The organism is Aminobacter aganoensis (genome assembly GCF_014206975.1).
GTDB classification, from domain to species: domain Bacteria; phylum Pseudomonadota; class Alphaproteobacteria; order Rhizobiales; family Rhizobiaceae; genus Aminobacter; species Aminobacter aganoensis.
Genome location: NZ_JACHOU010000013.1, coordinates 18,466 through 45,281, shown reverse-complemented (window position 1 = coordinate 45,281; position 26,816 = coordinate 18,466). Strand labels below are relative to the sequence as shown.

Sequence of the window (26,816 nt, the reverse complement as noted above, 5' to 3'; positions counted from 1 at the left end):
CGCATGGCGGACGCAAAATCTCCGCGCTCCATCCTGTTCATGTGCCGAATGAATTCGGTCCGCTCGCCGATGGCCGAGGCGATTGCCCGCCACCGCCTGTCGCCATCGACCTTCGTCACCTCAGCGGGCGTGCGCGCCGGCGAGCGCGACCCCTTCGTCGATGCCGTGCTGGCCGAAGATGACATGGCGCTGGACGAGCACCAGCCGCGGACCATCGACGACCTCGAGGACGACTATTTCGACCTGATCGTCACGCTGGCGCCGGAAGCGCATCACGCCGCGCTCGAATTCACGCGATCGATGGCGGTCGACGTCGAATACTGGCCGACACCGGACCCGACGGCCGCTACTGGCACGCGCGACCAGATCATGAGCGCCTACAGGGACGTGCGCGAGCGGCTGAAGGCCAGAATGGCCGAAAGATTTGCTGTAGACGCACAGAAAATCGACGCCGATTAAGCGTGTTCACAAAGCGCGGATTATCATATAGGTTCCGCGCAAATTCCGGCCGGGGCGCCGGGAAAGCCACCCAAACCGAAGGTACCGAATGCCGAAGGAAGAAGTCCTCGAGTTTCCGGGCGTCGTAACGGAATTGTTGCCGAATGCGATGTTCCGGGTCAAGCTCGAAAACGAACACGAAATCATCGCCCACACCGCCGGCCGCATGCGCAAGAATCGCATTCGCGTTCTCACCGGTGACAAGGTCCTCGTCGAAATGACGCCTTACGACCTGACCAAGGGCCGTATCACCTACCGCTTCAAGTAAACCGCCCGCTGCCACGGGCGCGTCGGCGGTCTTAGCCCACAGGATCTTGGATTGAGCGATCTGCAAAAGCTTGTGCTTGCCTCGGGTTCGCCCCGCCGTGTCGAGCTGTTGCAGCAGGCAGGCATCGAGCCCGACCGGCTGTTTCCCGCCGATGTCGACGAACGCCCGATGCGCGCCGAACACCCGCGCTCGCTGGCCAAGCGGCTGTCTGTGACCAAAGCGCAAAAGGCGCACGAGGTGCTGGCCAAGGAGCCCGAGCCCGCGTCTGGCTTCATCCTCGCCGCCGATACGGTGGTCTCGGTCGGACGGCGCATCCTGCCGAAGGCGGAGACCTCGGACGAGGCGCTGCATTGCCTGCAGCTTCTGTCGGGCCGCTCGCACCGCGTATATACCGGCCTCGCGCTGGTCACGCCCGCAGGCAAGCTGCGCCAGCGCCTGGTCGAAACGCGGGTCCGCTTCAAGCGCCTGTCGAAGCAGGACATGGAAAATTACCTCGCCTCGGGCGAATGGCGCGGCAAGGCCGGCGGCTATGGCATCCAGGGGCTTGCCGGCACCTTCGTGGTCAAGCTCGTCGGCTCCTACACCAACGTCGTGGGCCTGCCGCTCTACGAAACCACGTCGCTGCTTTCGGGCGAAGGCTACCAGGTCCAGCTCAACTGGCAGGCCGGGGCACGCGCGTGACGGGCAAGCCCACCGATGTCGTGACGCCCCTGCGCGCCAAGCAGCCCTGCCCCGAATGCGGCAAGCCTTCGGTGCGCGAGAATTATCCCTTCTGCTCGCCGCGCTGCAAGGCGGTCGACCTCAACCGCTGGCTTTCGGGCGCCTACGCCATTCCCGTCCGCGACGACGAGGAAGAAGATTCGACCGGCGGCAGCGAAGCCGGCGAACGAAACTGACGCGCCTTTTCGGCTTCCGCGATGACCTGTGATTTCTTTGCAGAAAAAGACATCCGGGGCGCTGGACAGGGGCAAATCTCGTGCTATAACCCACCCGCTTTCAAGGGTGCAGCGCACCACTCAAGGCACCCGGATCAAGGCTCCTGGCCCGATCCTGGAACTAGGCCCAGATAGCTCAGTTGGTAGAGCAGCGGATTGAAAATCCGCGTGTCCGTGGTTCGAATCCGCGTCTGGGCACCACCACCTTTCTAAGGTGTTGACTTAGCTGAAAAATCAGTAAAATTAAGCACTTAAGGCTACCCGAGTGATGCACACGGGTGACGCACATGGTGCTTGCAATGAGCCGTCCTTTCAAACACCCAAAGACCGGCGTGTACTGGCTTCGCAAGCGGCTACCGGCCGATATTGCGGAATTGACCGGCCGCAGCATCATCACCAAGACACTCGGCACGAAAGATCCCGAAGAGGCCAAACGAAAGCACGCTGCCGCGCTCGCCGCGCTGGAGTTCGAATGGGCGCAGATTCGGCTACGGGGCCGACCAAGCGATCCAGACGGCGTCGCAAATGCCGATTTTGGGGATGCGACGCGAGTCATCACCGACCGTGAAGCGCACTTTCTTGCCAAGCTCGTCCATGACAAATGGCTTGCAGATTTCCACGAAAACCCGAGCGAGCAGTTCTACTGGCATACCAACCTGTATGAGGGCATGTGGACGAAGTACCCGCTGCCGCAAACCGAACCTATTCCGGGCGTGGAAGGCATCGCTGACGCGGACCCGGGCACTATTCCAATAGAGAACATCCTTTGGAAGGCGATGAGAACACGCTGCGTCGAGACGGCTCAGATGATCTTGGGCGAAAATGGCTTCATGGATGATGAGTGGAGTATCCACAAAACGTCGCGTGCGGTCGCAGCCGCTCTGCAGAAGGCAAGCTTGACCCTGCAGCGCCTAGAAGGCGGCGATTTCGGACTGGAAGATGATCATGCTGGCCTCAATCCCCGCCAACCAAAGAGCAGCATTGACCCGGCCGATACAAAGCCACGGTCTTCTGGCGCGCTAGATACGGCGACTACGTTGACAGGCTTGGTTGAGAGCTGGTGGCAAGAGAGCAAGGCTGCAGGACGAAAGCCCAGCACCTACGAGAGCTACAGAAACACAATTGTCTATCTTGTGCGGTTCCTCAAACACGACGATGCATCGAAGGTGACGATGAAGGACGTTGTAGCCTTCAAGGATCACAGGCTTGCAACGCCCTCGCCGAAGACCGGTAAAAGGGTCTCTGCCAAGACCGTTAAGACAAGCACACTTTCTGCCCTAAAAGTCGTCTTCGATTGGGGTGTGAAAAACGGACTTGTTACCCACAATCCAGCTGCGAACGTTACCTTAAGAGTAGCGAAACAGGCTCGGCTAAGATCGAAGAGCTTCACGGACGTCGAGGCCACAACGATCCTGCAAGGCACGTTAGCGCATGAGCAAGGCCGAGAGAACCCAAAGACCTTTGGCGCCAAACGCTGGATACCTTGGTTGTGCGCGTTCACAGGAGCCCGCGTGGGCGAACTGGCCCAACTGCGAAAACAGGACGTGTCCAAGCACGGCGACCTGTGGGTAATTCGTATCACCCCTGAAGCCGGAACGGTAAAAACAAACGAAGCCCGCCAGATACCGCTACATCAGCAGTTGATCGATCTCGGTTTCCCGACGTTTGTGCAAGAGTCCGGCGACGGTCATCTTTTCCTGAATGTCGGCTCTTCCGAGAACCCTCGCGGAGCATTGAGGGGTCTGAAAAACCGGCTTGCCGAATTCGGGCGCACCATTGTGCCCGACCCGAACGTAGCACCCAATCATGGCTGGCGACATCGATTCAAGACCATTGGCATGGAAGCCGGAATCCCTCCCCGCATCCTCGACGCGATTCAAGGTCAGGCACCTCGGACAGTTGCCGACACGTACGGCGAGGTCACGCTCAAGACGATGGCCGGAGAGATTGCAAAACTGCCCTCCTATGCGCTGGCAGGGCTCACATAGAGCGGCCGCCAAGGGATCTCTGACGACACCTCCGGGAACCGACCAGAACCAGCAGAGTTCTACGCTGGTGTCGACGGTTCGCCCTGATACCGGTAGTCTACCAAGCAGCATCGCTTGCAAGTCGGCGAACGAGCGTTTGGCTCTAGCCCCGCATCGCAATCTCCGCGTACGATCGGAGCGGCAGCGTACCATCTTCTGATCGGCCCCGACGATGGAACAAGCCCGCTGTTCCGACAGGCCCATGAGAGGCTGCAGTACCGCGCTAATCTGTTCTTCCGCGAACCGCTTTCGCTTCATCAGTCCGATGTTGTTTGAATGCCGGACTCTAGCACCAAGTGAATGAAACTGTCAGTAACAGGTCACGTGAAGCGCGGCGCTGTCATTGAATTTTCAATGCGTCCCGCTATCCTTCGCCTGTTCCCAAATAAGAGAGAGAGACTTTGGACGCATCGCTAGATAGCCTCCGAATACGCGCTGGGGTCAAGCAAAGGATAATTGCGTTTGAAGCCCGAAAAAAGTTCGCGCAAAATAGGAAATTTCGTGCGGTTGATCAAAGATCACTCGCATTGGCCACTCTGCTAAACCCACCACATGGCCCCTCAGATTTTTCTCAAAGGCATCACAATCTAAAGTCGTACCTTGGCTTCTCTTTCACCTACAAGTCATACCTTCTGAAAGAGCGGCTAACGGGGATCATCGACAATCCGGACGACGTCACAGTTTTTCGAAACCTGTCCGTTGGGGATGCTTTTGTCGACGCTACCACCGATCTAGCGCATGACATGCCCCCTGCAGACTATTCACTGTTCTGCAGAGTTGCCGGTAAAGCGCTCCCCCCGGAAACGGTCGCTCGAATGCGCCGCTGTTACACCGGCCTGTTTGATCGACAAACGTTCAAATACGATACGATCGATGCCACGCTGAGCTCCTACCGAAAATTGGCAGACACTGCACTACAGGCCCGAGATGGAGGATTAGCTCGGCAGCTGGAGGTGAACGACATCCAGGACATGCGACGGAGCTTGCAGAATATGCTTCGCTTCTTGTGGCCGCTAATTGGCAACGTTGTGCCTCACTCACTCCTCAGGCTTTCGGACCCCGAGGACGACATACAAAACCTTTCGCTGGAGGTAATCACCAGCGAGTGCCAAGGCGTATTGCTCGAAAAGGCGTTGTACGTTCTTCTAGTGCTCAGAAAGCTGAACGGTTATGAGGTTCCCGGATGGACCACTGGCTCGATGCAAAGCGCCGTCCAGATGCTGTACCCCACGTCAGGAGCCTTATGTCGGAAGTTCGATTTGTATCAACAAGGACGATATCTCGACGCTCTAAAAATCAAGGTACGCAGCAAGGAATTCCTCGCCAAAACGTTCAATCACACACTAAACATATACTCTATCGTTTACGCTCGGATGTCACGCGAACATCTATACCGTGAACTAAAAGACCTATACAAAATCGATCGGATGTCTCTGAATTTCTTGGATTGGGGATCTATTGCAGGGTACATTATGCGATTTCCTGCAGATCATAGGCCGACCTCGATATTTGTCTCAATCCTTATGACAGACCCTGTTGTTGCACGCCGCTTTCCCTTGAAGGTTGGACTTGCAGTTGGTAGCGGTCGCGTAAATCGCCAAATTTTTTCTCTTGCCTCAGACGTCCTTAAAGTAAAGAGGGCGCGAAGCATTCATACTTTTCTTCGCAGATTCTTATCTATACAACAGCCTTGTCGTGACTTGGTATTTACCTACCTTTCGGACAAAAGCGTCGCAGATCGATTATATTCAGTGTTTCATCCACAGTCGCAAAATCACACACGTTCAGATATCGGTCTAGCGAGAGATGAGCGGCAGGTTTCTGAGACGAGAATTGCTATCATACGTTTTATTTTGCAGCACGCCGGTTCAGAGCGAGACTACTTTCTGAAACAACTTGCTGAAGAAAATTCGGTTTTTCGCGGATTCTATTTCAAGGATATATATGGCCTTGGCAGGACACACTTGAACAAGGCCGAACTGCAATTTGGCCTCGAAATGAGCCTTCTTGAAACGTTCGACATTGGTCTTACCGGGAAACAGCTAAAGCAGGCGGTATTCCGGCATCACCTCTCTCAGGTGATGGCAGAACACCTTGTCGCATTTGCGATATTCGACTCAGATTTTTCCCTTGAATCGGTTCTGAGCAACAACCTCCGCCACGGCGTAATCGAACCGCGAATACTAAACGCTATCGATCTCGCTTGCCGTACTTCCGAGGACTATGAGGTAACGGCGGAACTGAAGAACCAAGTTGCGGTCGCGATCCAGAGGTACATGGGCGAATGGCTGACAATTCATCGCAATGGTCAGACATTTGCTCGACTACGGGAGGACGTATCCAAACGACTAAACAAAATTCTTTCAATGGACGGGCGATTGGAGCTAGGAGCGCTGGCTGACGCCGTTTTGGACGAGGTAAGCAAGGGAGCCCGCTACGTTGCAGATGCTGCTCAAACAGCATTTTCGAACCAATTGATGCCGGAAATCAGAGGGGTACTGGAACGACTCTTCAGCGCAAACGATGTCAAAGTCGCGTTGCGCGAAAGGCTTACCGAGAGTCTAAACGCTGCGTTTGCTGATGTTAGGGCTTGGATTGGAATCTCGGACGTCGGCAGCTCGATCGAGGAGTTTTCCTTGCGAGATCTTGCAGAGTTCGAACTCAAATTGATTCAGCCTCAGCGGTCTACTAGCGTGGCGAGTGACGTGAAGTTCACGCTAACGGCTGGTCGGCGGGTTTCTTCAGGATATCAAAATGATATCCGCATGCTCGGCATTTACTTCGAAGCTGTTGTCACGATTCTCCACAACCTCATCGCGAATGCCGTAAAGTATAGTGGCCTTGGGCCAAGGACACACGTTCAGGTAACATATAGAGTTGAGGGCGAGTTACTTACAATCCGCGTGGAAAATGACCTTGCCGAGATGAGCGAAGCTCAGCGAGAACAACTTTGGGTGAGAGCAACAGAGTATGCGCGGAGAGATCACAGAAAAGGTACTTTTGGAGAAGGTGGAACTGGCTTTAAGAAGATCCGTCGTATTTGCATTCGCGATTTCACAAACTGCCACATCAACATACCTCCAATTGTGCGAACCCATCGCTTTGTTGTCGAAGTGAGCTTTCCACAAACAGCTTAGGCGGACTAAATTCAATGAAAGTGCTTATTGTTGAAGATAACGAAGATAAGGCTCGACAGATTATTGATGTGGTATCGCAATTCGCAGTTTCGGAGACTGCCCACGTCCGGGGGCTGCGAGCAGCTTATCCCGCGCTGGAGCGTGTACGATGGGATCTGGTAATACTCGACATGACTCTGCATGCGGCCGAGGGAAATTTGTCCGCTAGTAGCAAAGAAAGCCTTGCAGGCATCGAGGTTTTGCAAGCTATCAACGCTGGGCCTGAAGCGACCGCCGTGATCGTAGCGACTCAGCATGACGTTTTTCGCCAGGATCCCCTTCACTTTGAGAGTATCGACTCTCTCGACGCAGCGTTGCGCGACGCGTTTCCAAACCTCTATCGCGGTGTTGTACGAGTGAAACTGGGGACAGATGAATGGAAGGTAGACATGGCGTCTCGCATAGGAGAAGTCTTGGGTAGGTTCTAACGATACTTTTAGTTGGGGTTGGCTATGGGGGATATCTCTGTTCTGGTCGTTGAGGACGGCGATGAAAAGTTCGAAGCCGTGCGCAGGGCCCTGTTTCCCAGTGGCTCATATCGCCGCCTAGATAGAGCGCCAGATTTTTCAACCGCGCAAAGGCAACTCGAAGCAAATCACTACGATCTTGTAATACTCGATATTCGAGTGCCGGTCCTGAGGGGAGGATCGCCTGCAAGCAAGAATTCCGCAGACATAGTTGAACTAATAACCCGAGGTCAAGCAATAAACCCAAGTTACATTATTGATCTTACGGAGTTTCCAGAAGAATTGTCAGCGAACTCCTCATATCCTTTAGAGTACTTTTCTATAGAAAAATACAGCTCAATCTCAGATGAATGGAAGTTCAGACTATCTCGTCATATCGAATACATAAAGCGCACCAAGATTGCTAGTGTAAATTTCCATGATAGCTCATTCGATTACGACGCAGTAATACTGACTGCCCGACACGACAACGAGTTTGTTCCCATTGTGAATGCCATGAGTTGGGAAAAGGGTACTCTAAGCGATGATGGGCGTTTCCCCGGCTTCAAAGTTAAGACAGGCGTCTGGAACACATCGACCGGATTTGCTCTCAAAGCGGCAGTCGTTTGCATTCAACGAGCAGGGCTCGCCAGCGCCGCTGCAGCAACCAGTCTCGCAATATCGAGGTACAAGCCAAAGATTGTGTCGATGCTTGGAATGTGCTGCGGATTAAACAATGCCGCCTCATCGGACCCGCAAAAACTCGGCGACGTTGTGATTATGAGTGACACGTTTTGCTGGGACGAAGGCCGCTATAGCGACACGAAACGGGCCAAGGCCGGAAGGATGCAGGAGATAGCATTCTTTGAGGCACGACCAGTTTCAGGAAATATCTCCCCCGCACTGAAAATGCATGCAGAAAATTTAATCGAAACGAGCCAAAAACTATTATCGAAGAAACTTGCGAAACTATATTCGGTGCATTCTTCAACCGCGATGATCACAGCCGCAAGGAAGGAAATCCCTGCGTCACCTAAGATTCGAATGGGCCAGAATGTCTCAGGTTCGAGTGTGGTTGCCGCATCCGCTCAGTCGAAGGAGATTTTAAAGCGGTTTTCAAACGCAATTGCGCTTGAGATGGAGTGCCATGCGGTATATTCGGCTACCTCGTTTTGTCCCGGCGCGAAGCCTGAACCTATCTGTATCAAGGGGGTCGCGGATTTCGGTGACGGCCAAAAATCGAAAGAATATCAACAAATTGCCAGTGTCGGCTCGCTCGTCATTTTCGAGCAGGTGATCTGCTCATACCTCGGGCAGAGCTTTGACAAGACCGCGCTGCCCAGCGATCATCAATAGACTGGATGATCCAAGACGCCTGCCCCCGGGATGGTCAAACTGCCTTCGGCGCAATCGCCGTAGCGGCTTCACCTCCTTGTAACATCAGGGCATACCCCACCGTGACGTAACAAGCACTGGCAGGCGCGACGTAACATCTGGGTTGACATCGACTATTTGTGACAAGTTAGCGTCGTGTTTTGACCTTGAGGTTACAACATGGCACGCATTGGTTACGCTCGCGTCAGCACCACCGACCAAAACCTTGAAACCCAGATCAACAAGCTGAAGGCCGAAGGCTGCGAGGTCGTTCGGTCAGAGAAGGTTTCTGGTGCCAGCCGCGAAGGCCGCAGCGAACTGGCGACTGTGCTGGATTTCCTGCGCCCCGGCGACGAACTGGTGGTCACTCGGCTTGACCGCCTCGGGCGCTCGACCCGCGATGTGCTGAACCTCGTGCATGAGTGCGAACAGAAGGGCGCCCATGTGACCGTGCTAGATCCCCATGTGACGACTCGCGGCGAGATGGGGCATCTCGTGATCACCGTTCTGGGCATGGTCGCGCAGATGGAGCGGCGCTTCATCAAGGAACGCCAGCGCGAAGGAATTGAGAAAGCCAAAGCGAAAGGCGTGTATCAGGGAGCCAAACAACGGATCGATCGGACAGCCATTTTGGACCTCTACGCAAAGGGCATCGGCGCGGCAGCCATTGCCAAGGAAGTGTGCTGCTCTCGAATGCAGGCATATCGTATTTTGAATGAAATAAAGGCGTCAGACCGCTCCCGCTAGTTCCGGGTAGGGGCTGAATTTCGCACCCGGCCTGGTCGCACGAGAGCTCGGCACCTTGGTATTGAACGTCTTTATGGGGGCCGACTCCAGACAGTCGGCTTTCGGGGATTGGAAAAAGGGAAAGCTGCCGTTCAACCCCGTGACGTACATGCCCGCCGCCGTACCCAACGTAGCGCCATTTCACCACGGCGCCTGTAAACGTGGTGAAATCGAAGCGATTCGCGCGCTCTCTCCCTGTTGAAGTCGCTCACGATACCCGCGCCCTCAGGTGCTCGTAATCGCGCCAGTGATCTTGTTGTAGTCAGAGTTCAGCTCCCGCCGAATCCTTGCCCTTCGACGAGAACAGGCGCGCGGGCAAGGATCAGCGCTGCGGGCGCACAAGCGAAGCGCGAAGCCTCGGGAGCCGCGCCATTGTCAGAGCAGGGGCGAAGCCGTTGTATAAGTTTCTAGAATTCGCGAAAGCGGCCGATCAACGCGAAATTTCGTGGCGCGATGCAAATGTGACGAGTAGTCTCCCCCCAAAAAAGGGGGAACCATGTTTTTATCCAATGTAACGATAAAGAACTTCAGGCTGTTTCAGGAGTTCACAGTTCGTCTGAACACCGGAATTAACGTCATCGTTGGTGAGAACAACAGCGGCAAGACCGCCTTGGTCGATGCACTGCGTTACGCGCTGTCGGTCAACTCCGGAGAATGGACACGGATTCAAGATCGCGACTTCCGCAAAGGAACGAACGCGTTCTCTATCCAGCTCAAATTCGAAGATATCAACACCAGACAAGCGGGCGCGTTTGTAGAGCATCTGACGCACGAAAAAAACGCCGAGGGCCAAGGTCGAACGTCCGTCCTTTATCTAAACCTACTAGCTGAGCAGACCTCTACGGTTCGGGGAACGCGTCAAATCCGAACAGAGATACGCTCAGGTGCAAACGCCGATGGACCTGCGATTGAACGGGAGGCACGAGAGTTTCTCGCGAGTACTTATCTAAGGCCGCTTCGGGATGCAGAGGCCGAACTTATGGGAGGAAGGGGCTCGCGCCTCGCCCAAATTCTGGAATCTTCTGAACAATTCAACGAGCCAACGATCACGCAGCTTCTCGCCGCCATTGTTACAGCCAACCAATCAATCATGGGAAATGACGGCGTTCAGTCTGCGAAAGGACGCGTCCAGGCGCAACTGCGGGACCTGGACTTCAAATCGAACACTTTGAACCCGCTTATAAGCATAATGGGAGGGACCGACCTCGCAGAGCTTACCGGGATTGAGCGCAGGCAAATGTTCCGCGCGACATTAGAGCGGCTGCAGCTCTTGATCGACGCTCAAGAGCGCTATCAAGGTTTAGGGTACAGCAATCTGCTTTTTATGGCGACCGAGTTGCTACTCCTCGAACAGGAGCAGCATGACTTCCCGCTCCTGCTAATTGAGGAGCCTGAAGCGCATCTCCATCCCCAGCTTCAAATGAAATTTCTAAAGGCTCTGCGCGAAGGTTTCAGCAGTCGCAACTCATCGCTTCAAAGCATTCTCACGACACATAGCCCTAATCTGGCGTCTAAAGCTCCGTTGGACAACGTCATAATCATGTCGGGCGCGAAAGCGTTTTCGCTGCGGCCAAGCGAGACAAATCTGGAGTCGGGCAACTACGTTTTTCTCGAAAAGTTCTTAGACGTAACAAAGTCCAATCTGTTTTTCGCGAAAGGCGTCCTATTGGTTGAAGGCGACGGCGAAAACATTTTGCTTCCGAGCATAGCCCAGCTTTTGGATGTCGCCTTTGAGGATTACGGCGTGTCGGTTGTCAACGTCGGAAGTCTGGCCTTTGGGCACTTTGCAAGAATTTTTCAACGCAGGGGGAAGGATGCGCTGCAGGCAGAGTGGCTTAGCACACGCGTCGCCTGCGTACGCGATCTCGACCTAAGACCGGAACGCGCGAAGATTGCTGAGGGAAATATCTACGGTTTCAAGAAAGCAGTACCTCGCAATCAGGCCTATTGGGAGTCTCATTACGCAGATAATCCGGGTGGCAGAACCCAATGGATCGCAACTCGAAAGAGTTCGGCGGGCCAGAATGTAAGGGTCGAACTTTCCGACCACTGGACTTTTGAATATTCGCTTATTCGCGCGGGTCTTTCTGCAGAAGTGTACGAAGCCCTGAAGGGAGATATCGAAGGCTACGATGCCCTGCCTAACAACGACGATGAGTTGCGCGCAATCGCGATTTTCAAAGACATTGCGGAGTCCAGTGGCGGCAAAACCGAAGTAGCCTACAAACTCTCCGCATTGCTGACAAACCGCTTCGGCTCAGTCGTCACGCCATCCCCCGAAGGCGAAGACGAGGCACAAGCCGAGGCACGCCGAAACGCAGACGCTGCCGCGACCCTCGCTCGACGAGACGAGCTACGATCCAAGTTGCCCGGCTATATCATAAACGCATTGGAGCACGTGACGGGCGTTGCTCTCAAGCCACCCTCGCAGGAGGCTGGGCCAGATGCTGCCGCAGCTTGATGATGCGGCGATTGAAGCCTTGCTTGCGAGGCTCAACCATGGTGTTGGGCAGGATGCGCTTGTCCTAGACGAAGCGCGGCGCAGCGCGATTAAGGAGTACCAAAACGTCCACGCGTGCCCTGGGGCGGGAAAGACAACAGTCATAGGGCTTAAGCTGATTCTGCTCGCAGAGAAGTGGTCCGCGCTACATCAAGGCATCTGCGTGCTTACCCACACGAACATCGCCAAGAATGAGATTTTGGAGCGAATTGGCACTGACCCGGCCGGCCGAGCCCTCCTTTCTTATCCTCACTTCATTGGGACTATTCAGGATTTTACGAACACCTTCCTGGCGCTGCCTGCATGCCGCTCCACAGGAATTGCTGTGAGGCGGATTGACGATGCGGCAACTGCGAATTTTCTAGAGGGTCGCCTATCTCTGCCGGCCCGTACATTCCTCGCCATGAGTCAGCAACGGAAGATTTCAGATCTTCGGTACAGATTCGAAAATGGTGCCCTCAAGCTCGACATTCCGGGCAATCCGGGAGAACAAACGGATTCCTATAAGAGCATGAAGGCTGCGAAAAACGCAGCAATCAAGAATGGCTTTCTATTCTATTCCGAAATGTACGCGATTGCTGACCAATTGTTGGTGTCGAATCCGGCCGTAGCGGAGGCGATACGGCACCGCTTTCCTATCGTACTCGTCGACGAAATGCAGGACACGTCAAGATATCAAGACGAGTTTCTAAGCCGTATTTTTCCCAATGATGCCGGCATCAAGTTTCAAAAGGTTGGCGATCCCGATCAGGCAATTTTCGATGGTATGGGTGACAAACCAAATGAAAGTTTCAATGGCGCTGCCGTCCAGCTGCAGCCTATCCCCGACAGTAGCAGGTTCACCAACTCAATCGCCGCGAAGGTTCGCGGCTTAAGTACCAGGCGCATAAACCTCATTGGATCGAGGGCGGATTTGGAAAATGCGCCGGCCTGCTCGATTATCGTATTCGACGACGAAACAATCGGCGAAGTGCTGCCGAAGTTTGCGGAGATTGTCGAGGCACTCCCGGCTTCAAATCGGCAGACGATCAAAGTGGTAGGCGGGCGCGCGGACAATGAGGGCGGCGCCAAGCCGCTTAACATTCAGACCTATTGGCCGGCATTTGATCGCGCGCAATCTCAGCGAACTGTGTTGCCCTCGACATTTTGTGCGGCAGCAAGACGATGCACAGAACTGGCGAGTGGCTCAGTCCAGGCGCACACTCACCTGCTTAGACAATGCGTCGTCGAATTGCTTCGGCTTGCGGGAAAGACGTACGTTGGCCGCAATGGAAAAGACGGGCCGGTAACACTCTCCAATCTTGGACGATACCTATCCGAAAAGGGCACGACCGTTCGCTTCAACCGGCTAATGGCCGAAATGGTAATGATGGAAGACCTACCCGCGGAACACTGGGCGAATATCGCCAATCAGTTGGGGGAGGTTTGCGATGTAAACATCGGAACGGGCGATGTTGTACCGTTTATGGTGTTCTCAGAACTCCCAGCTGACCTTGATGGCGAAGCTGTACTCCCCGGCAATGTTTTCTCCAGCCCAAACGGAATCTTGATGGAGGTTTCGACCATACATGGCGTCAAAGGGGAGACGCATGACGCAACGCTAGTTTTAGAGACGAAGTTCGGAACGCTTTATGATGTGCAAGAGATGCTTTCCTTTCTGATTGATAGCGACCTCGAAAGGCCAGTGTTTGATCCTGAGCATCCGAAAACCAACCCGTCCATCCGGGCTAGTTTCATGAAAAAGCTTTATGTCGGGACCAGCCGCGCACGACACTTGGTTTGCTTGGCTGTGCACAAAGACCGCATCTCCGATGTGCAGCGCCAAGCCCTTCAGGAGATCAAGGGTTGGGCTATCGTGGAATTACCTCCTGTCCCAGCTATCTGACTCAATGAGCCAACACGTGTTTGAAGCCCCCCTCCGCGATCTACTCGCCAGCCAGTTAGAAGTCCTAGAGGATGGTTTGACCCTCCTCAAAATCGAACAGTTCGTGCCAAGCACGATTGGAACGCGAAGCTTCATAGACATTCTGGCGCGAGACAAGCGAGGGAGATGGGTTCTCATCGAGCTTAAGAGAAGCGATGCCGCTTCTCGTGAGGCCATTCATGAAATTTATAAATATGTCGAAGCTGTCAAAGGACACCTTGGCGCGCGCGACGATGAAATACGCGCCATTATAGTTTCCACAGAGTGGAAAGAACTGCTTGTTCCATTTTCCCGATTTGTCCAGGACACGTCGATTTCGGCGAATGGCGTAAAGATAATTTTGGCTGAGCCGGATAATACGATCACGGCGCAGGCAGTGGAACCCTTGGCATTGAGCTCTGGCAGAGTTCTCTCACCCTGGCACGAGATAAGCCTCTACCGTAGTGAAAAGCGGCTCCAGAAAGGGATCGCCAGCTATGACGCGAGTTGCCGAACCAAAGGTATTAACGACTACATAATGGTGGAGATGCAAGCCCCCGAAGGCTTCTACGAGGCATCGGTGCTTGCCACCGCCCGATCAATAAACGGTATACGCGGAGGAGCAGAGGAGCCGACTGAGGAGGAGATCGCCGATGTAGCCATCAAGATGAAGCGGATGGACCATCTTATATATTTTGTTCCTCAACTACAGTCGCCCGAAGAGTACCTAGAGATAATCCGAAATGACCAGAAAGTCTTCAGGGAAGTAGAGGAATTTATGGATGATCTCGAAGGAGAAGAGCTTCTTAGCTCTCTTCTGGAGTATGCGCTTTTTGCAAAGCCAAAAATTGATCGTGATTATTTTGAAATAGGATATCCGGCAAAATTTCGGACCAAACTTCTCGATGGCGAAGGCTGGACAATTAAGGCGATACATCGCCGAGGAGCATTCGAGCGGAACAGCGTTTTGACCGATGAAACAATTCTCGGTGAAATTGCGGGTGAGGCAGGCACATCCGGTCAAAGGCTCAAACGTTCAATTATTCTCTCCGATAGAGCCGAAGTCACTCAGTTGCTGAAGGATGTTTCGGAATGCCTTCCAAACAATCCGGTTTGGGCTGGAATGATCAGGGATCAGCTTGAAGAAGCTCGCACAGAATTTCCAAAAGCTACTGTAGATGTTTCTATCTATTCCCCATCCACTGGCATGCTGACGCTGTTTTTCACTGTCACGCAAGAGACAGGGGCTCTTTATGTCCCAACCTATACTCTGGCGATCCAAAATGAAGGGGAGCTTCGTCGTATTTACATCGGAGAGCTATCGTCGCTGGATGATAATCCGATAAGCGCCGACGCCTTCACAAACGTTTTGTCTAACTACTACGAAGGCGACATTGGCATGCTGGTTATGACGATGACCTGGGGCGGATATGAGGCCAGAGACATCGACATACTGGAGGATTTGAACCTCGGCTACGGATCATTTAGGTGCGATGCTCAGGGCGACGAACGTCAATTCTACAGGATGAAAAATAGGCGGTGGCGCCAAGTACCGGCGTTACAGCCTTTCGGCGAACTCAAAAGTTATTTGGAACGCAATGAAAGGCTAGTGCGCATCATAGCTCACAAGCTCGGCCCCCGTATCGGACCAGGTATCTGCGACGGAAGCCGAGCGGATCGCCAGCTTGAAGATCATGTCGATCCTCTCACTGTCAAACAGGGAAAATACTACATCGATCCGCCCAACGAGTGCGACATCTGCTCGATTCCGCTTTCTGGTGAAACGTTCATGTCTGATACACGACTGAAGGAACACGATGCGGCTGCAAACATGTGCGCTGACTGCACCATCTACTACGGTGCGGGTATCGGATGGGGGGTCGGGCAGCTCTACAGAAACGAGGGTGATGGGAAGTGGCTCTTGGTCGGCGGCTTTTTTGGTGCAAAGGATGACGACGACTCGACTGGACCCTAACCTGTGCAAGATTGCGCGAGCTGTCGTCAGGGTTCCAAGGGCAGGAAGGCCCTTTGGTCGAATCCATGTGAAGGCATGGCGCGGTTCGCGGCGGACGCTCTGATACGGTCCAGCGGCACACGCTGGTCGTGGGGGGGGGCACGGGAGGGGCGCGAAGCCCACCTGTGCGCGATCAAACCACGTAGGATTCGACGGTGCGTTTCGGGGCGATGCCGGATCAAGCGCCGCACGCGGGGATGCAACGGGGGCTCACTGGGGCTGGCACATTGAGGATGCCTGCTTTTGGGAGGAGAATTTCAAGTACGAAATGACCGGCATGCGGGCGCTTTGCGGCCATTCGCAACGCAGAGGCTGGAGGCTACGGGCGAATAAGTCGCTCATCAGTAAATCACCTGCCGGCTAAACGATCTGGTTCCGCAGCCGCTCGAACTGCTCTCTGTCGATTACCCCCTCATCGAGTAGCTTTTTCAACCGCTCAAGGCGCGCTAGGGCGTCGTCGTGCACTGGCGAGCTGCCCGGTAGCGGTGGCGGCGTTTGCGGCGCCGGCGAGCCGCTGACGAGGCGCACGGGCACCACGTCATTGGCGACGAGGTCGAGGCCCGATTCACCGCCATTGCTGCCGTGCAGGTCATTGGTGATGTGCACGGCCATGCATGCCCAAATCAAGCAGCCGAACCAACGATGCCGGTCGCACCCAAGAAGATGTTGAGCAGCAGGATGACCCACCGATTGGGGTGGCGGCGCCAGAAGGCGACGATGGTTGGGATCATGTAGACAGCAGCCAGTATAATCAGCCCGGCTATGATTTCGCTTGCGTCCACGATCAACCTGATATGAGGCAGCCGGGCGACAAGGCCGCCCGGCGAGAGGTTCTGTTGGCTCGAGGTTAGATCTGCGGATCCGACAGTCCGGCTAGGACCACGGCGTAAAACACTAAGCAGCCGATCCAGATGAACAGGTACCTCAGCGAGGTTCTGGTGATGGCCCAGCGCCGCCAGAAATAACCGATAGGTGTCAGTAGCACGAACGGCACCATGGTCCGCAGTTGCGGGTTGCGGCGACTGCGCTTGAAATTACGGGCGTCGGCCCACGCCAGCAGTAGCCCGATCCAAAAGCCGCCATTCATTGCCGAATTTCACCGTCCATACCCGCGTTTCGAGCGGCAGCAGCCGATTAGCGAACATCAGCGCCAGATCGCTCTCAGGGATCGGTCCTCGCTGCTGGCCTTTGTCTTCATAGTACCAGTCCGTCATTTCACCCCTCCCCGCTTCGCTATTCTGTGTTGGCGGGCCGATCACATGCCTCTGGCGCAGTTGCCCACGGTCTGGCTTGTCGGCTGGTCACTGGCGTCGAGGTCGAAAAAGGTGATTGTGTCCTGATCCAGCGGGATTGACACGAAGCGGCGTCGGTCGCCCATGGACTGGTCAACCGCACCACCCATCAGCTCCTTTATTCGGTCAAATGACTGCTGGTCCATGCCCATGGACTGTGCTGACGCGCTACCGGCCATAGCCTGCTGGAATTGACGGGCATCGTAGACGACGCTGGCGACGTCGCCATTCGCAGCATGCTGGACGTGTACGGGCTCAAGCACGGTACCGTTCACAGAGGCTGACGCATCTTCGGCGATGCTGATGGAGACGGTGCGAAACTGTTCCCGACCAATGATCACGGGCATCCCGAGAACCTGATTGCCCGAGAGGCGACACGTGTATGTCATTAAAGGTGGGCCGGACTGCCCCATCGCTTCGAGCGCTTGGCTGAACTGGTCCGAGCTTGGGGTAGGAGCCGCATGACGCTCGCAGTCTACGACCTTGGGCTGACCGTTGAGGACGGTCTTGCGCACTGGCATCAGGTAGAGCTGTGCATCTTTGAACGCGAGGCCGATCCGCTGGCCGTACGGGTTTCCGCCGTGAGATTTCACTTTGTCGACAAGCTGGCTGCCGCCATGCATCTCGAGAAGGTGGTCGATTGATACCCCGATCCACCGATTGGCAGGATCGGGCTTGACCACCCCCTGAACCTTTTTGCCGCGAAACCAGAGAACATCGTCGATGTAGGTCAATGTAAACGAGAAGAGGTCCTCACCAGATTCGAGAGGATCGAGCGCCATGTCGGACCAGCGGACATGGCAGGTCATGGTGTTCGTCGGCGACAAGCGATCCTGAACCGCGTCGAACTCCTCGCTCCAAGCCGAGGACCAGCCTGCCATGCTGGCCAGCAAGCACACGGCCGCACCACGAACTCTGCTCTTCATTATAAGCGCCATCCCCTGCCCCATTGCACTCATTTGCCCGTAAACCCGTGAATACATATTATAGTTGATAAAAACAATGCTCGGAATCTCCGATTGGTTGTGCATGGATATGCGCAAACTGGTCGGGAGGAATTTTGCGCGCCTGCGCAAGGCGTCCGGCCTAACGCAGGAGCAGGTGGCCGAGCGCGCCAATCTCAGCCAGCAATACATCAGCGATCTTGAGAACGGTAAGCGTAACCCGACGGTCGAGACGCTCTACGACATCGCGCAGGCCTTTGGCGTCAGCCAGGTCGAACTGCTCAAGTCGGACGGTCAAGGCGATTGAACCTACGACTACAGTTGGCCATCGCGCCGTCCCATCGATGAAAGCAGCGCTCGAACATGTTCGCGCTCGAACTCGTCACCGTCGCAGAACGCCAGCAGGTATGTGGCCTTCTCCTGCCGCTCGGCATCGTTGCTGGCTGGATACCGACACAGTCGAAGAAAGAGGTCACGTTCGAACTGACTGACCTCGTCAAGTCGCTCGAAGTCAGTGAGTGCCGGAGCATGTCCGAGCACGACAGCGTCGGTTCTCTTGCCGATCCGCTCAAGCTCCGAGTACGCCGCGCAGTGCGCGCACATCATCTGCATCAGTGCCGAAGACACCGGCTCGGTGTTATCCGCCAGGGCCAGTAAGTCACCGTCGGGAGTCGAGTCCATCACAGCCGCCCTGCCGGCCTCGGCCCTCGCCCGGCGCGAGGCAACCAGAGGTATCGCGAGCCACAGGGCTAGCGCGGACGCGGCCTGCAGCAGTCTACGCCGGTCCATTACGCGTACTGCCATCTCAGTAGTCCTCGGCGCGCATGATGGTCAGCACCCGCCGCGTCTGTTGTGGGTCGCTCGGGTCAGGTGATCCAGCAGAGAGGTCAATGTCGTAGTATTCGATCTTCCAGAAGTAGCGGGCGCCGTCTTGATCGATAGCGCCGAAGTCATGCTCACCATGCGGATCGTTGTCGGTGTCGAACGCCTCGAAAGCCCGAACCGCGCGCAGCAGCGCCCGCCGCTCGATCTCCGGCAGAGCGGCAACTCCTGCCGTCATCATCACCGTGCCGCCGACGAAACTTGTGCGGAAGGCATCGTTGAGCGAGCGGATCGTCGCGACCCGAACAGACCCGGCCGCATCGGCAGCCGGGTTTGCATCACGTCCAGTCTGGCGCATCGCCGCCTCCATCAGGCCGATGCCTTGGGGTGCAGCAGCGCGATCTGCTCTGCCTTGCGGGTGAAGGGTGGATAATCCAGCCAGTCGCGCCAGCTCAGCCGGAAGACGCCTTCGCTGATCACTTCGACGACGCGGGCCTCGAAAAAGCCGTCGTCCCTGCCCTCACGAGCGAGCACGAGCGACCCCACCACGATCTTCGACCAATCTTCTGGGCGACTTGCCGCTGGCCGCTCCGGCATCGGCTTCGCGGAATCGGACGAGACGCCGCCATCGGTCTCCTTCTCGCTGGCCTTGGCGGGCCGCGGGATCATCATCGGTCGCACCTTCAGCGGTTCGGGCAGATGGTTGAGCAGCCGCTCGAAAATCTCACCCTTCACGAAGGGCACGAATGCTCTCCCGCTGGTGAACAGCTTGCCCTTGGGCAGCCGGATGGCGAGGTCGCGCAACTCGTCACCCTCCACCGACAGTGCAGCCATGCCCATCAGCCTTGCGGCGTCCTTGGCCGGGGCGGCATCCTCGCCGTCGAACCAACTGGCATGGGCCTTTCCGGCATCGTCACGGCCAAGCAGGATCAAGGCAGGCGCAACGGCAGGCGATAGTGGTGCGAGTGTGAGCTGGGTCATGAAGCATCCCTGAAAAAGAGAAAGGCCCCGAGTGGGGCCCTATGGTGAACATTCAGATGGTATCGGTGGTTTCGCCGATGGCACTCGTTTGGCAGCGGTTGCTGCTTGAAACCTGCGATTGCCTTCATGCTCATTACGCCCGCCAACCATGCCCGGTATTGCCAAATCGCCATCCGAACACCCCCCCAATATATAGGTATATTTTCCTCTTGTCAAGCCATACGCAACATCGACGTTATGACAACTGTCTCGAAGCGTTCGCCTCGCCAGACGTGGACTGCGCTGATAGGATCAATAGAGATCACGTGACAGCGCATGTTCTCCGTGGGGATCGCGGCCGAGGTTCACTTTGATGGAGAAGCCGTGATCTCGGTAGAATTTCACCGTGCTGCGCACTGAAGTGTACTTTGCCAACTGGAGTAATTTTACCTCAGCTTCGATGCCCGGCTCGCGGCATGCAGCCCTTATGAAATACTCTGCGCTAAGGGGCCGACTAGTCGATATCGACCTCGAGAACATGCTTCCAATGAAGCGTCCAATCGCTGGGTTGCATTGGACATGCTCCGATTTGAAAGCGATCTCCTCAAAGGTCAACCCAAGAAAGTCACTCCAAGCAGGCAATTTGCCGTTGGCAAACTCGCCGGCGAGGACCTCAAATGTCTCTACAAGGCCCTTCGCAATCGGCAACGGAGTTCCATGATTTCGGATCTCATTTTTCAACCAATATACGAGATCAGCACGAGATGTAATCATTCTCTTTGTGTTCGAAGACATGGCAGCCATGAATCTTTCCTTCTATTTACATATCCGAATTCTAGTTAAAACGGGATGCGGTCATCGCCTCGATAGCTTTGGGCGTGAGATAGCCGCGCACCGCAAGCTCTCCCGCTGGTCGACAGCAGGAGAGCTCAACACCTGAGTGAAGAATTGCCGCTGAAGAAGTTCTCAGCGCTTCAGAGTGCCGGCGAGTCGTTCCCACGGTCACTCATAGCAATCGGGCGTCAAGCCCGGTGCTCGAGACTATATATTTATATTGAACTTCACGTTGCGCGACAGCATCAACTTCTTGGAAGAAATGGCATGCCAGTCTTTTCCGGTACGTTCGAGCCGAATTCCGTTCTTGATCTTGGCATGCTCTGCCGCCGCCTCAACAAACTCCCGAAGGCTCGTAGGACGGTCGAAACCGAACGGCTCCATGTACAACTCGCTAATCAATGAGTCCAAGGTTGCATTGCATTGTACGGTTTTGCTCGGCTTCCCGACAAAATGTAGGATATGCAAAAAAACTCACTCCCGATCGCCCACGGGTGTAGCATCGAATATTTCTGGAACGATCTGATGATGTCGTCGAATATGCCGATCAAGGCAGTTGACGTTTCGATCTGTGGTTCGGCACGGACAACCTGCTCTGCGAGCCAAGCTATCAGTTCCTGCTTCTTCGTAATCACGCGTACGGTCATGAGGATTTTTCCATCATTCTGATCCACGGCGACACCTGAATTCGACGAAAACAGGTGGCCGTGTATCAGCCCTTTACGCAGAGAGGAGCTTATGTAGATGGCAAACGTCGCGCCAAATCGCAATAAGTTCGAAAATTAGCTTCTCTCCGCAAACAGCTCATAAGATTTTATCTTGAGTTTAACGTCAATTTGCACACCATTGATGCGGAAAAACTCCCAAGTTGACTGCATTCGGGTGAAACGTCCATCCTGCAAAAAATACACGTCTTTGTCTTTTTCCAAACATTGCTCGATCAACACTCTGATCACATCCTGTGATCTGAAACCTGTCTTCATGCGATGACACATGAGCAGATACAGCATTATGATATGCACCTTTGAACCAATTTGAACGTCATCGTTTTCATAATCTAACGTTAGCAAGCATTTCCACTCATCAAGTTTGAAGGAAAATTTCCATAATTTTGCTTTCGCCGTTGATTCTATCATTCTTCCAAATTTGTCGACCATCTCCTGAGGGAGACGGATGAGCCCCCTCGAAGAAATTGCTCGGTCGGCCAGCCAATAGGTCAGCTGTCTTTGATCGCTGATAAGCGTCACTTTGATCTCCATTTTAGCGCATGGCACATCGTGGCCACCCGCCCCTTTACGGGACGCTGGCTGCTGAACATCGGGTGGAAGGTCATAAGGCTTTCCGGTCCGTACAAGACCCAGGTACGGGGATGCTCCTTGTGGCAAGGCCCGTGAAGTTGGAGGTCCGCGAACTGGCAGATTTATCGCGAAGGAATGTCGAAGCTCATCGATTGAGCGCCTTCAAGCGAGGCTCTTCGCCGGCTACGCTGATTTGGCTGACTGGACGATTAGAAGGACTGCGACCGCGGGGAAAAGCCAGCATCACGTCGTTCAGCTGGTGATAGAAGGTCGACCATTTCGAGGAACATTACGAGAGTGCCCTGCAACACGTCCAACTGCTCTGCTGTCAATTTCACTGGTTTTCCGCCCGCTGTCAGCGCGACCGAATACTCGCCGACGGTGGCGATCGAATGAGCGACAGAGGAAACTGCTGGCCGACCGCGAGATTTGACAGACGCCGTTTTCGGACTGCGGCTCCAAGCATCTAGCCCGTGCCCCTTTTCCTTGGCCTTTTCGACCAACTCCGCAGGGCCCACGCTTATCGAAATTAGATGCCGGATCGCGCGGGCATCACGCGCATATAGGGCATCGGCGCGCCCCTTGTCCGCCCGCCCCGCCTTGCCGTCATACGATATGATCCGCTCAAGGTAGAACCTGATCGGGTCGTAGTTCTTCCGAACAACACGAGTGACCTTGAACCGCTCCTCCAGCGCGATGCTCAGCTTGTGCCCAAGATAGTTATCTAGAATGAAAAATGCGTAGGCACTTGCAATCGCCTTTAGATGGGCGCGATGGCTCAGCCGCGCCAGTTTCGCGACGTTATCCACCAACGCCGGCACCAGCCCGTCCGAATGCATATCCTCGTGCCCATGAAGCATAGGACGAACTAGGTCCATCGCGCTCCGCTGCAGGCTCTCGTCGAATGCCTCGGGCAGATCGTAGGGAACGGCCGCCACGGCGCCTCGTGGCCGCCGCGCTCTAGGGCCAACCATTACCTTGCGCGCCCGTTTCAGCCGCCTGTCTTTGGGCGAAAGCATCTGGGGCCTCGCGGTGGGCGAGCCCTCCTCAACCTCGTCAAAGTCAAAATCCTTCACCCCGGCCTCCCACCAAAATTATTGTTCTACAACAGTTGTGTGCTCGCATCGACGTTTTCAAGTGGCAGAGCGCCCATATTTCACGGCGCCGGGGAAAAGTGCCGACCTCCGTAAAGGCCTGGGTAACTGAACCCACCCCTTGGAGGACCGCGTGTCCAATCCCGAACTCAATCAGATCTTTTTGAACGAGCACCAGCTCGCCGAGCGCCAGCAACGCTCGGTCAAGACAATACGTAACCAGCGCATTATCGGCGGCGGCGTACCGTTCTGCCGCTTCGGCCGCTCTGTACGTTATCGCCTGTCAGACGTCATTGATTGGGGAAACGCCCGCGTCGTTTCCAGCACCAGCGAACCGAAGGGCGGCGCCAGCCATGGTTAAGCTGCCTCACCGCTCCTTTGGAATGCCAGGAGTTCAGGTCGACTACGACGAGGAGGCGATGAGCGTCGTGGAAGCATTGACGTCGATGAACGTCCAGCAACTCGAAACGCCAGAAGCGCTGTATCACAGGCATATCGCCCGACTTGCTCGGCTGGCGCGAAACAAAGTGCCTCAGTACGAGTGGCGCCATTTGAAGCATTGTGATGGCGGTCCATGCCCTAATGACACGTGCAGCGCTGCATGTGTCTTCGGAGAGCGCCGTGGGATCAACAAGCTAGTTCTCGAAGCGACCGAACTCATACAGACCGCGGCGGTGCCGATGTACTTCATCCACCTCATCGATCCCCACTACTTCCGGCAGCCGGGTAACCTCGCGTCGATTTCGGTCGACGGACTGTTTCAGTCGCTGCGACGCCGCATGCGAAACGGCGACAGTTCCGAGTGGTCAAATGCCTTGGCTGTCGGTGGCGTTCATGTCTCCCTCGACCGATACCCGAATGGCGTTGAATTGTGGACACCGCACGCTCACCTTATCGTCGCGGTCGACGTTTCACGGAAGGAGGTTCGCGACACGATGAGGCCGCGATGTCGTACTGCGCCCGTCAATCCGAACGGCACTCGAGTTCGCACTATCGTGATCGATGAGATCACCGAGCTTGCGAACGCCGTTTCCTATGCGACCAAGATCAATGTCGACACGCGGGAGGTCAGCACCGACTTTCGCGGCAACCAAGGCCGGCTGCCCTTCAAACTGCCGGAATCGGCACAGCTCGAATTCGATCTCTGGCTGTTGAAGCAATGCCCTCGTGATCGAGTGTTCCTCTCGGGCATCATGCAAACCCGTGGCGGTCTGAGGCTACGAACGAGGCATAGTGCATGAACACACTAAACCGGGGCAATGTGGGCATTGGGAGTATGTACATGCTGTAAGGCTACATGGTGGGCCTGGTTGAGTGGTGGTGGTGGGTATACTGCACTGCGCGTTTAAAAGACGCTTTTGCTACGTTCGAAACAGTCCTCCCTACTCCTGCCTCGCAGCCGGTCCCGCCATAGCCAAAACGACACCGTTCTTACCTGCGATATGCGGCATCCGACGGTGGGGCAGCGGGACTCACATCGGGTATCGTGTACTGGCGAACATTGGCCACAGGCCGGCGAGGCCGAGCCCCCATGCCGCTATCTTGACTTCAATGCGCAGCCTCGCATCCGGCTATTTTGTTTGGCATGAACTAGCCCGGATCGAACTAGACTGACGGCGCGGCGTAATGCGCAATGCGCAATGCGCAATGCGCAATGAGAGATCGTAAGGATGTCGCCGCAGTTACCCGAGCTTCCATGCCGGCCAGTCATTCCAGGTCACAATCATCTACGAGCCCGACTAGGTCGTCGCGCACTGGGAGAGATTGCGGCTGTGCGAGGGCACTCCCCCTCCCAGCTGAGGCGCATCAACTAGTGCAGGGCGAGGATAAACTCACTTGGGCCCTGGGCTCACGCTGATATCGCATTACTCAAAAATCTGCCGAAGAGCGGCCGGCAGGCTACGGCACTCGACAATGCGTTCACCCAACAATCCTACCAACCAGTCGTGATGGAACGCGGGTACCGCCATCCGAGCTTCCTTAAGCCCGTTGAATACAGCTTCGGCGACCTCGGCCCGACCAAGAGCGGCAAAAACTCGATCTGAGCGCAGAATGTCGGCAGTCGTCCTCAATTGGAGATCCGGAAACCGATCGCCAGCAATCTTGATTGCCTTACGCTCGTCAATTATCGCCACGCCACTCCACGCGGCTGCAAGGGCAAGTGTTGCAGCCTCGCCATCGTCGAGTGTTTTCTCTGCGGGTCCGGCAACCAAGCTTTCGAACAACGACTCGCTCTCAACGTCAAACGGCAGGAATTCCAAGAGCCCATCCTTGACGAGCAGTTGCGCCAAGCCTGCGTCGTCCCTGCCATTCAATCGATCGAGAAAGAGTTCATCCCGGACTACGCCACTTGCGCATAGGGTGACACCAAATGCGCGGACTATATCGTTCGCTCTGCCTGTTGCGTTGAGGTTGATCACGACACTGGTATCAACCACCACTAGAGGCGGCACAGTCTCACCGAAGGATTGAGGTTGCCGCATTGGCCCCGCTTTCCTCGGCGTCAATGTCGCTCAGAATATCACGCACCTGTACCCGGTCCAGATGAAGGAGCCTAGCAATTTGGCCTTCGCTAAGAAGGCCGCGTTTGGCGGCCTGGTTCGCCATCAAGCTGGCCTTAAGCGAAACGGGCAGAGCAGCTTCATCTTTGAGAGGGTCACGCCTAAATGCCTCCCCAAGCACTTGACGAGCCTGCTCGTCAGTTATGCTTCCATTGGCGACAAACCAATCCCAAGTACCTTTCTTGGTCAGCTGCAATTCCTCAAGGCGCCGAACAATCGCCTCCCGAGAAACGTGAAAGAAATGAGCCAGGACGATCACGTGGCGGCGAGTTAGACTCGTTGCACCCGCCGTCACTTCGGCGAATTTTTGACGGACGGCCTGCGCCGGCGTCAAGAAACCCCGGGCAAACGCATTTGCGTATTTTTCCTCTCGAGAATTCTCAAGTTCGTCAATCTCGGACACCTCAACGTCCATGCGGGTGGCTACCAGGTGCCCGAGCTCGTGGGCGGCCGTCTGAGTGCGCCGATCAAGTGGATGGTTCGCGTTCAGTAGGATGCACGCGCCTACTTTCTCATCGTATGCAAACAAACCAGAGATCTTTGCTGCCAGCCGCCGGACGTAGACACGGACACCCATCTGCATTTCTAGGATGGAGACAATGTCTACAATCGGCGACAGCCCAAGACCGAGCCAATGGCGGAGATCCAAAGCATGCTGTTCTGCCTGTTGGCGAACATCACCAAGGAGGATACGTCTCTCGGGTGGCAGGTTGTGGACGCGCTCGATACCCAGCAGGCTCTCAAGTTCGACTTCCGCACGTACAAGTTGCGCCATTAGCTCTGCTGCCTGCGCGACGGATTGCTCCTCATTGTTTGCCAATTTGCGAAACTTAGGCGCCAGTTCGACATGCACTGCTTCCTTGCGCAATAAGGCGTTCGCACTCGTTCCGTACAGGCGCGCCAATTGCTGCAGTTCGCTGATTTTTACACGACGGACGCCCTTCTCCATCGCGACCAAGGTAGTGCGGGCAACGCCGATGGCCTCTGCAGCGTTGGCCTGGGTCTTGCTCGCATTCTCGCGCGCAACTCGTATGCGGTCGCCAAGCTGTTCCGGCGTAAGCTGATCATTAAGGTCGCTCATATC

Annotated in this window: 29 protein-coding genes and 1 tRNA gene; 16 read left to right on the top strand and 14 right to left on the bottom strand. The window is 55.4% G+C overall.

The genetic code is table 11. The features are described 5' to 3' along the window. The first annotated feature begins 3 nt into the window (after nt 1-3). The 13 genes from GGR00_RS20410 to GGR00_RS20350 all read left to right on the top strand — a co-directional run bounded on the left by GGR00_RS20410 (nt 4) and on the right by GGR00_RS20350 (nt 15,888). A complete protein-coding gene (locus tag GGR00_RS20410) occupies nt 4-459 on the top strand; it encodes an arsenate-mycothiol transferase ArsC (protein ID WP_082496638.1) in 456 nt (151 codons plus the stop codon). An 88-nt stretch (nt 460-547) separates the two neighbouring features. Then, nucleotides 548-766: a translation initiation factor IF-1 gene (infA, locus tag GGR00_RS20405; RefSeq protein WP_006200926.1), complete on the top strand. Its 219-nt coding sequence runs from the start codon at nt 548-550 to the stop codon at nt 764-766. 51 nt (nt 767-817) lie between these two features. Continuing rightward, a complete protein-coding gene (locus tag GGR00_RS20400; RefSeq protein ID WP_055977876.1) occupies nt 818-1,447 on the top strand; it encodes a Maf-like protein in 630 nt (209 codons plus the stop codon). Further along, nucleotides 1,444-1,662, top strand: a complete 219-nt coding sequence (gene yacG, locus GGR00_RS20395; protein WP_055977872.1) for a DNA gyrase inhibitor YacG — start codon at nt 1,444-1,446, stop codon at nt 1,660-1,662. The genes GGR00_RS20400 and yacG overlap by 4 nt, the downstream gene beginning before the upstream one ends. Nucleotides 1,663-1,826: 164 nt before the next feature. Further along, nucleotides 1,827-1,902 (top strand) — tRNA-Phe (locus GGR00_RS20390). Nucleotides 1,903-1,988: 86 nt separating this feature from the next. After that, nucleotides 1,989-3,689 (top strand): DUF6538 domain-containing protein, encoded by a 1,701-nt coding sequence (locus tag GGR00_RS20385; protein WP_184700713.1) that lies wholly within the window; start codon nt 1,989-1,991, stop codon nt 3,687-3,689. A gap of 566 nt (nt 3,690-4,255) precedes the next feature. Continuing rightward, complete coding sequence (locus GGR00_RS20380) at nt 4,256-6,865, top strand: sensor histidine kinase (RefSeq protein ID WP_184700711.1); 2,610 nt, start codon at nt 4,256-4,258, stop codon at nt 6,863-6,865. Nucleotides 6,866-6,879: 14 nt separating this feature from the next. Beyond that, the gene (locus GGR00_RS20375; RefSeq protein WP_184700709.1) at nt 6,880-7,332 is read left to right on the top strand and encodes a response regulator; all 453 of its coding nucleotides are present in this window, start codon (nt 6,880-6,882) and stop codon (nt 7,330-7,332) included. Between the two features lie 24 nt (nt 7,333-7,356). Further along, nucleotides 7,357-8,706 carry a phosphorylase family protein gene (locus GGR00_RS20370; protein ID WP_184700707.1) on the top strand — a complete coding sequence of 450 codons (1,350 nt, stop codon included), beginning with the start codon at nt 7,357-7,359 and terminating at the stop codon, nt 8,704-8,706. 198 nt (nt 8,707-8,904) lie between these two features. After that, nucleotides 8,905-9,471, top strand: coding sequence for a recombinase family protein (locus GGR00_RS20365; protein ID WP_184700705.1), 567 nt, complete (start codon nt 8,905-8,907; stop codon nt 9,469-9,471). Between the two features lie 535 nt (nt 9,472-10,006). Continuing rightward, the gene (locus GGR00_RS20360; protein WP_184700703.1) at nt 10,007-11,971 is read left to right on the top strand and encodes an ATP-dependent nuclease; all 1,965 of its coding nucleotides are present in this window, start codon (nt 10,007-10,009) and stop codon (nt 11,969-11,971) included. After that, nucleotides 11,955-13,895 carry a UvrD-helicase domain-containing protein gene (locus GGR00_RS20355; RefSeq protein WP_184700701.1) on the top strand — a complete coding sequence of 647 codons (1,941 nt, stop codon included), beginning with the start codon at nt 11,955-11,957 and terminating at the stop codon, nt 13,893-13,895. Before GGR00_RS20360 ends, GGR00_RS20355 begins: the two co-directional genes overlap by 17 nt. 16 nt (nt 13,896-13,911) lie before the next feature. Further along, the gene (locus GGR00_RS20350; RefSeq protein ID WP_184700699.1) at nt 13,912-15,888 is read left to right on the top strand and encodes an endonuclease NucS domain-containing protein; all 1,977 of its coding nucleotides are present in this window, start codon (nt 13,912-13,914) and stop codon (nt 15,886-15,888) included. Nucleotides 15,889-16,287: 399 nt separating this feature from the next. Here the strand turns inward: GGR00_RS20350 and GGR00_RS20345 are convergent, their stop codons facing one another. From GGR00_RS20345 to GGR00_RS20330, 4 genes are all read right to left on the bottom strand, one after another. Next, the gene (locus GGR00_RS20345; RefSeq protein WP_184700697.1) at nt 16,288-16,539 is read right to left on the bottom strand and encodes an SHOCT domain-containing protein; all 252 of its coding nucleotides are present in this window, start codon (nt 16,537-16,539) and stop codon (nt 16,288-16,290) included. Between the two features lie 11 nt (nt 16,540-16,550). Next, nucleotides 16,551-16,709, bottom strand: a complete 159-nt coding sequence (locus tag GGR00_RS20340; RefSeq protein WP_184700695.1) for a superinfection immunity protein — start codon at nt 16,707-16,709, stop codon at nt 16,551-16,553. A gap of 252 nt (nt 16,710-16,961) precedes the next feature. Beyond that, a complete protein-coding gene (locus GGR00_RS20335) occupies nt 16,962-17,141 on the bottom strand; it encodes a GYF domain-containing protein (protein WP_184700693.1) in 180 nt (59 codons plus the stop codon). A 41-nt stretch (nt 17,142-17,182) separates the two neighbouring features. Further along, nucleotides 17,183-18,145, bottom strand: coding sequence for a hypothetical protein (locus GGR00_RS20330; protein WP_184700691.1), 963 nt, complete (start codon nt 18,143-18,145; stop codon nt 17,183-17,185). Between the two features lie 103 nt (nt 18,146-18,248). Between GGR00_RS20330 and GGR00_RS20325 the strand changes: the two genes are divergently transcribed. Beyond that, on the top strand, nt 18,249-18,470 hold the full coding sequence (locus tag GGR00_RS20325) for a helix-turn-helix domain-containing protein (RefSeq protein WP_184700809.1): 222 nt from the start codon (nt 18,249-18,251) through the stop codon (nt 18,468-18,470). 8 nt (nt 18,471-18,478) lie between these two features. Here the strand turns inward: GGR00_RS20325 and GGR00_RS20320 are convergent, their stop codons facing one another. The 8 genes from GGR00_RS20320 to GGR00_RS20285 form a co-directional block, all read right to left on the bottom strand. Then, complete coding sequence (locus tag GGR00_RS20320; RefSeq protein WP_184700689.1) at nt 18,479-18,844, bottom strand: hypothetical protein; 366 nt, start codon at nt 18,842-18,844, stop codon at nt 18,479-18,481. A gap of 124 nt (nt 18,845-18,968) precedes the next feature. After that, the gene (locus tag GGR00_RS20315; RefSeq protein WP_246441511.1) at nt 18,969-19,343 is read right to left on the bottom strand and encodes a DUF3768 domain-containing protein; all 375 of its coding nucleotides are present in this window, start codon (nt 19,341-19,343) and stop codon (nt 18,969-18,971) included. Between the two features lie 11 nt (nt 19,344-19,354). Then, nucleotides 19,355-19,966, bottom strand: a complete 612-nt coding sequence (locus GGR00_RS20310) for a hypothetical protein (RefSeq protein WP_184700685.1) — start codon at nt 19,964-19,966, stop codon at nt 19,355-19,357. Between the two features lie 291 nt (nt 19,967-20,257). After that, a complete protein-coding gene (locus GGR00_RS20305; protein WP_184700683.1) occupies nt 20,258-20,749 on the bottom strand; it encodes a hypothetical protein in 492 nt (163 codons plus the stop codon). 237 nt (nt 20,750-20,986) lie between these two features. Continuing rightward, nucleotides 20,987-21,163, bottom strand: coding sequence for a hypothetical protein (locus GGR00_RS20300; protein WP_184700681.1), 177 nt, complete (start codon nt 21,161-21,163; stop codon nt 20,987-20,989). 14 nt (nt 21,164-21,177) lie between these two features. After that, complete coding sequence (locus GGR00_RS20295; RefSeq protein WP_184700679.1) at nt 21,178-21,426, bottom strand: hypothetical protein; 249 nt, start codon at nt 21,424-21,426, stop codon at nt 21,178-21,180. A gap of 135 nt (nt 21,427-21,561) precedes the next feature. Beyond that, a complete protein-coding gene (locus GGR00_RS20290) occupies nt 21,562-22,026 on the bottom strand; it encodes a hypothetical protein (protein ID WP_184700677.1) in 465 nt (154 codons plus the stop codon). Nucleotides 22,027-22,286: 260 nt separating this feature from the next. Beyond that, entirely contained in the window at nt 22,287-23,153 is an 867-nt protein-coding gene (locus GGR00_RS20285) for a hypothetical protein (protein WP_184700675.1), read from the bottom strand. Between the two features lie 151 nt (nt 23,154-23,304). On the opposite strand from GGR00_RS20285, the gene GGR00_RS20280 reads away from it, so the two are divergent. Beyond that, nucleotides 23,305-23,532 (top strand): helix-turn-helix transcriptional regulator, encoded by a 228-nt coding sequence (locus tag GGR00_RS20280; protein ID WP_184700673.1) that lies wholly within the window; start codon nt 23,305-23,307, stop codon nt 23,530-23,532. Further along, nucleotides 23,525-24,412 carry a hypothetical protein gene (locus GGR00_RS20275; protein WP_184700671.1) on the top strand — a complete coding sequence of 296 codons (888 nt, stop codon included), beginning with the start codon at nt 23,525-23,527 and terminating at the stop codon, nt 24,410-24,412. The genes GGR00_RS20280 and GGR00_RS20275 overlap by 8 nt, the downstream gene beginning before the upstream one ends. Before the next feature lie 624 nt (nt 24,413-25,036). Here the strand turns inward: GGR00_RS20275 and GGR00_RS20270 are convergent. Beyond that, nucleotides 25,037-25,654, bottom strand: a complete 618-nt coding sequence (locus GGR00_RS20270; protein WP_184700669.1) for a PIN domain-containing protein — start codon at nt 25,652-25,654, stop codon at nt 25,037-25,039. Continuing rightward, nucleotides 25,629-26,813 (bottom strand): XRE family transcriptional regulator, encoded by a 1,185-nt coding sequence (locus tag GGR00_RS20265; RefSeq protein ID WP_184700807.1) that lies wholly within the window; start codon nt 26,811-26,813, stop codon nt 25,629-25,631. Before GGR00_RS20265 ends, GGR00_RS20270 begins: the two co-directional genes overlap by 26 nt. Between the last annotated feature and the right edge of the window lie 3 nt (nt 26,814-26,816).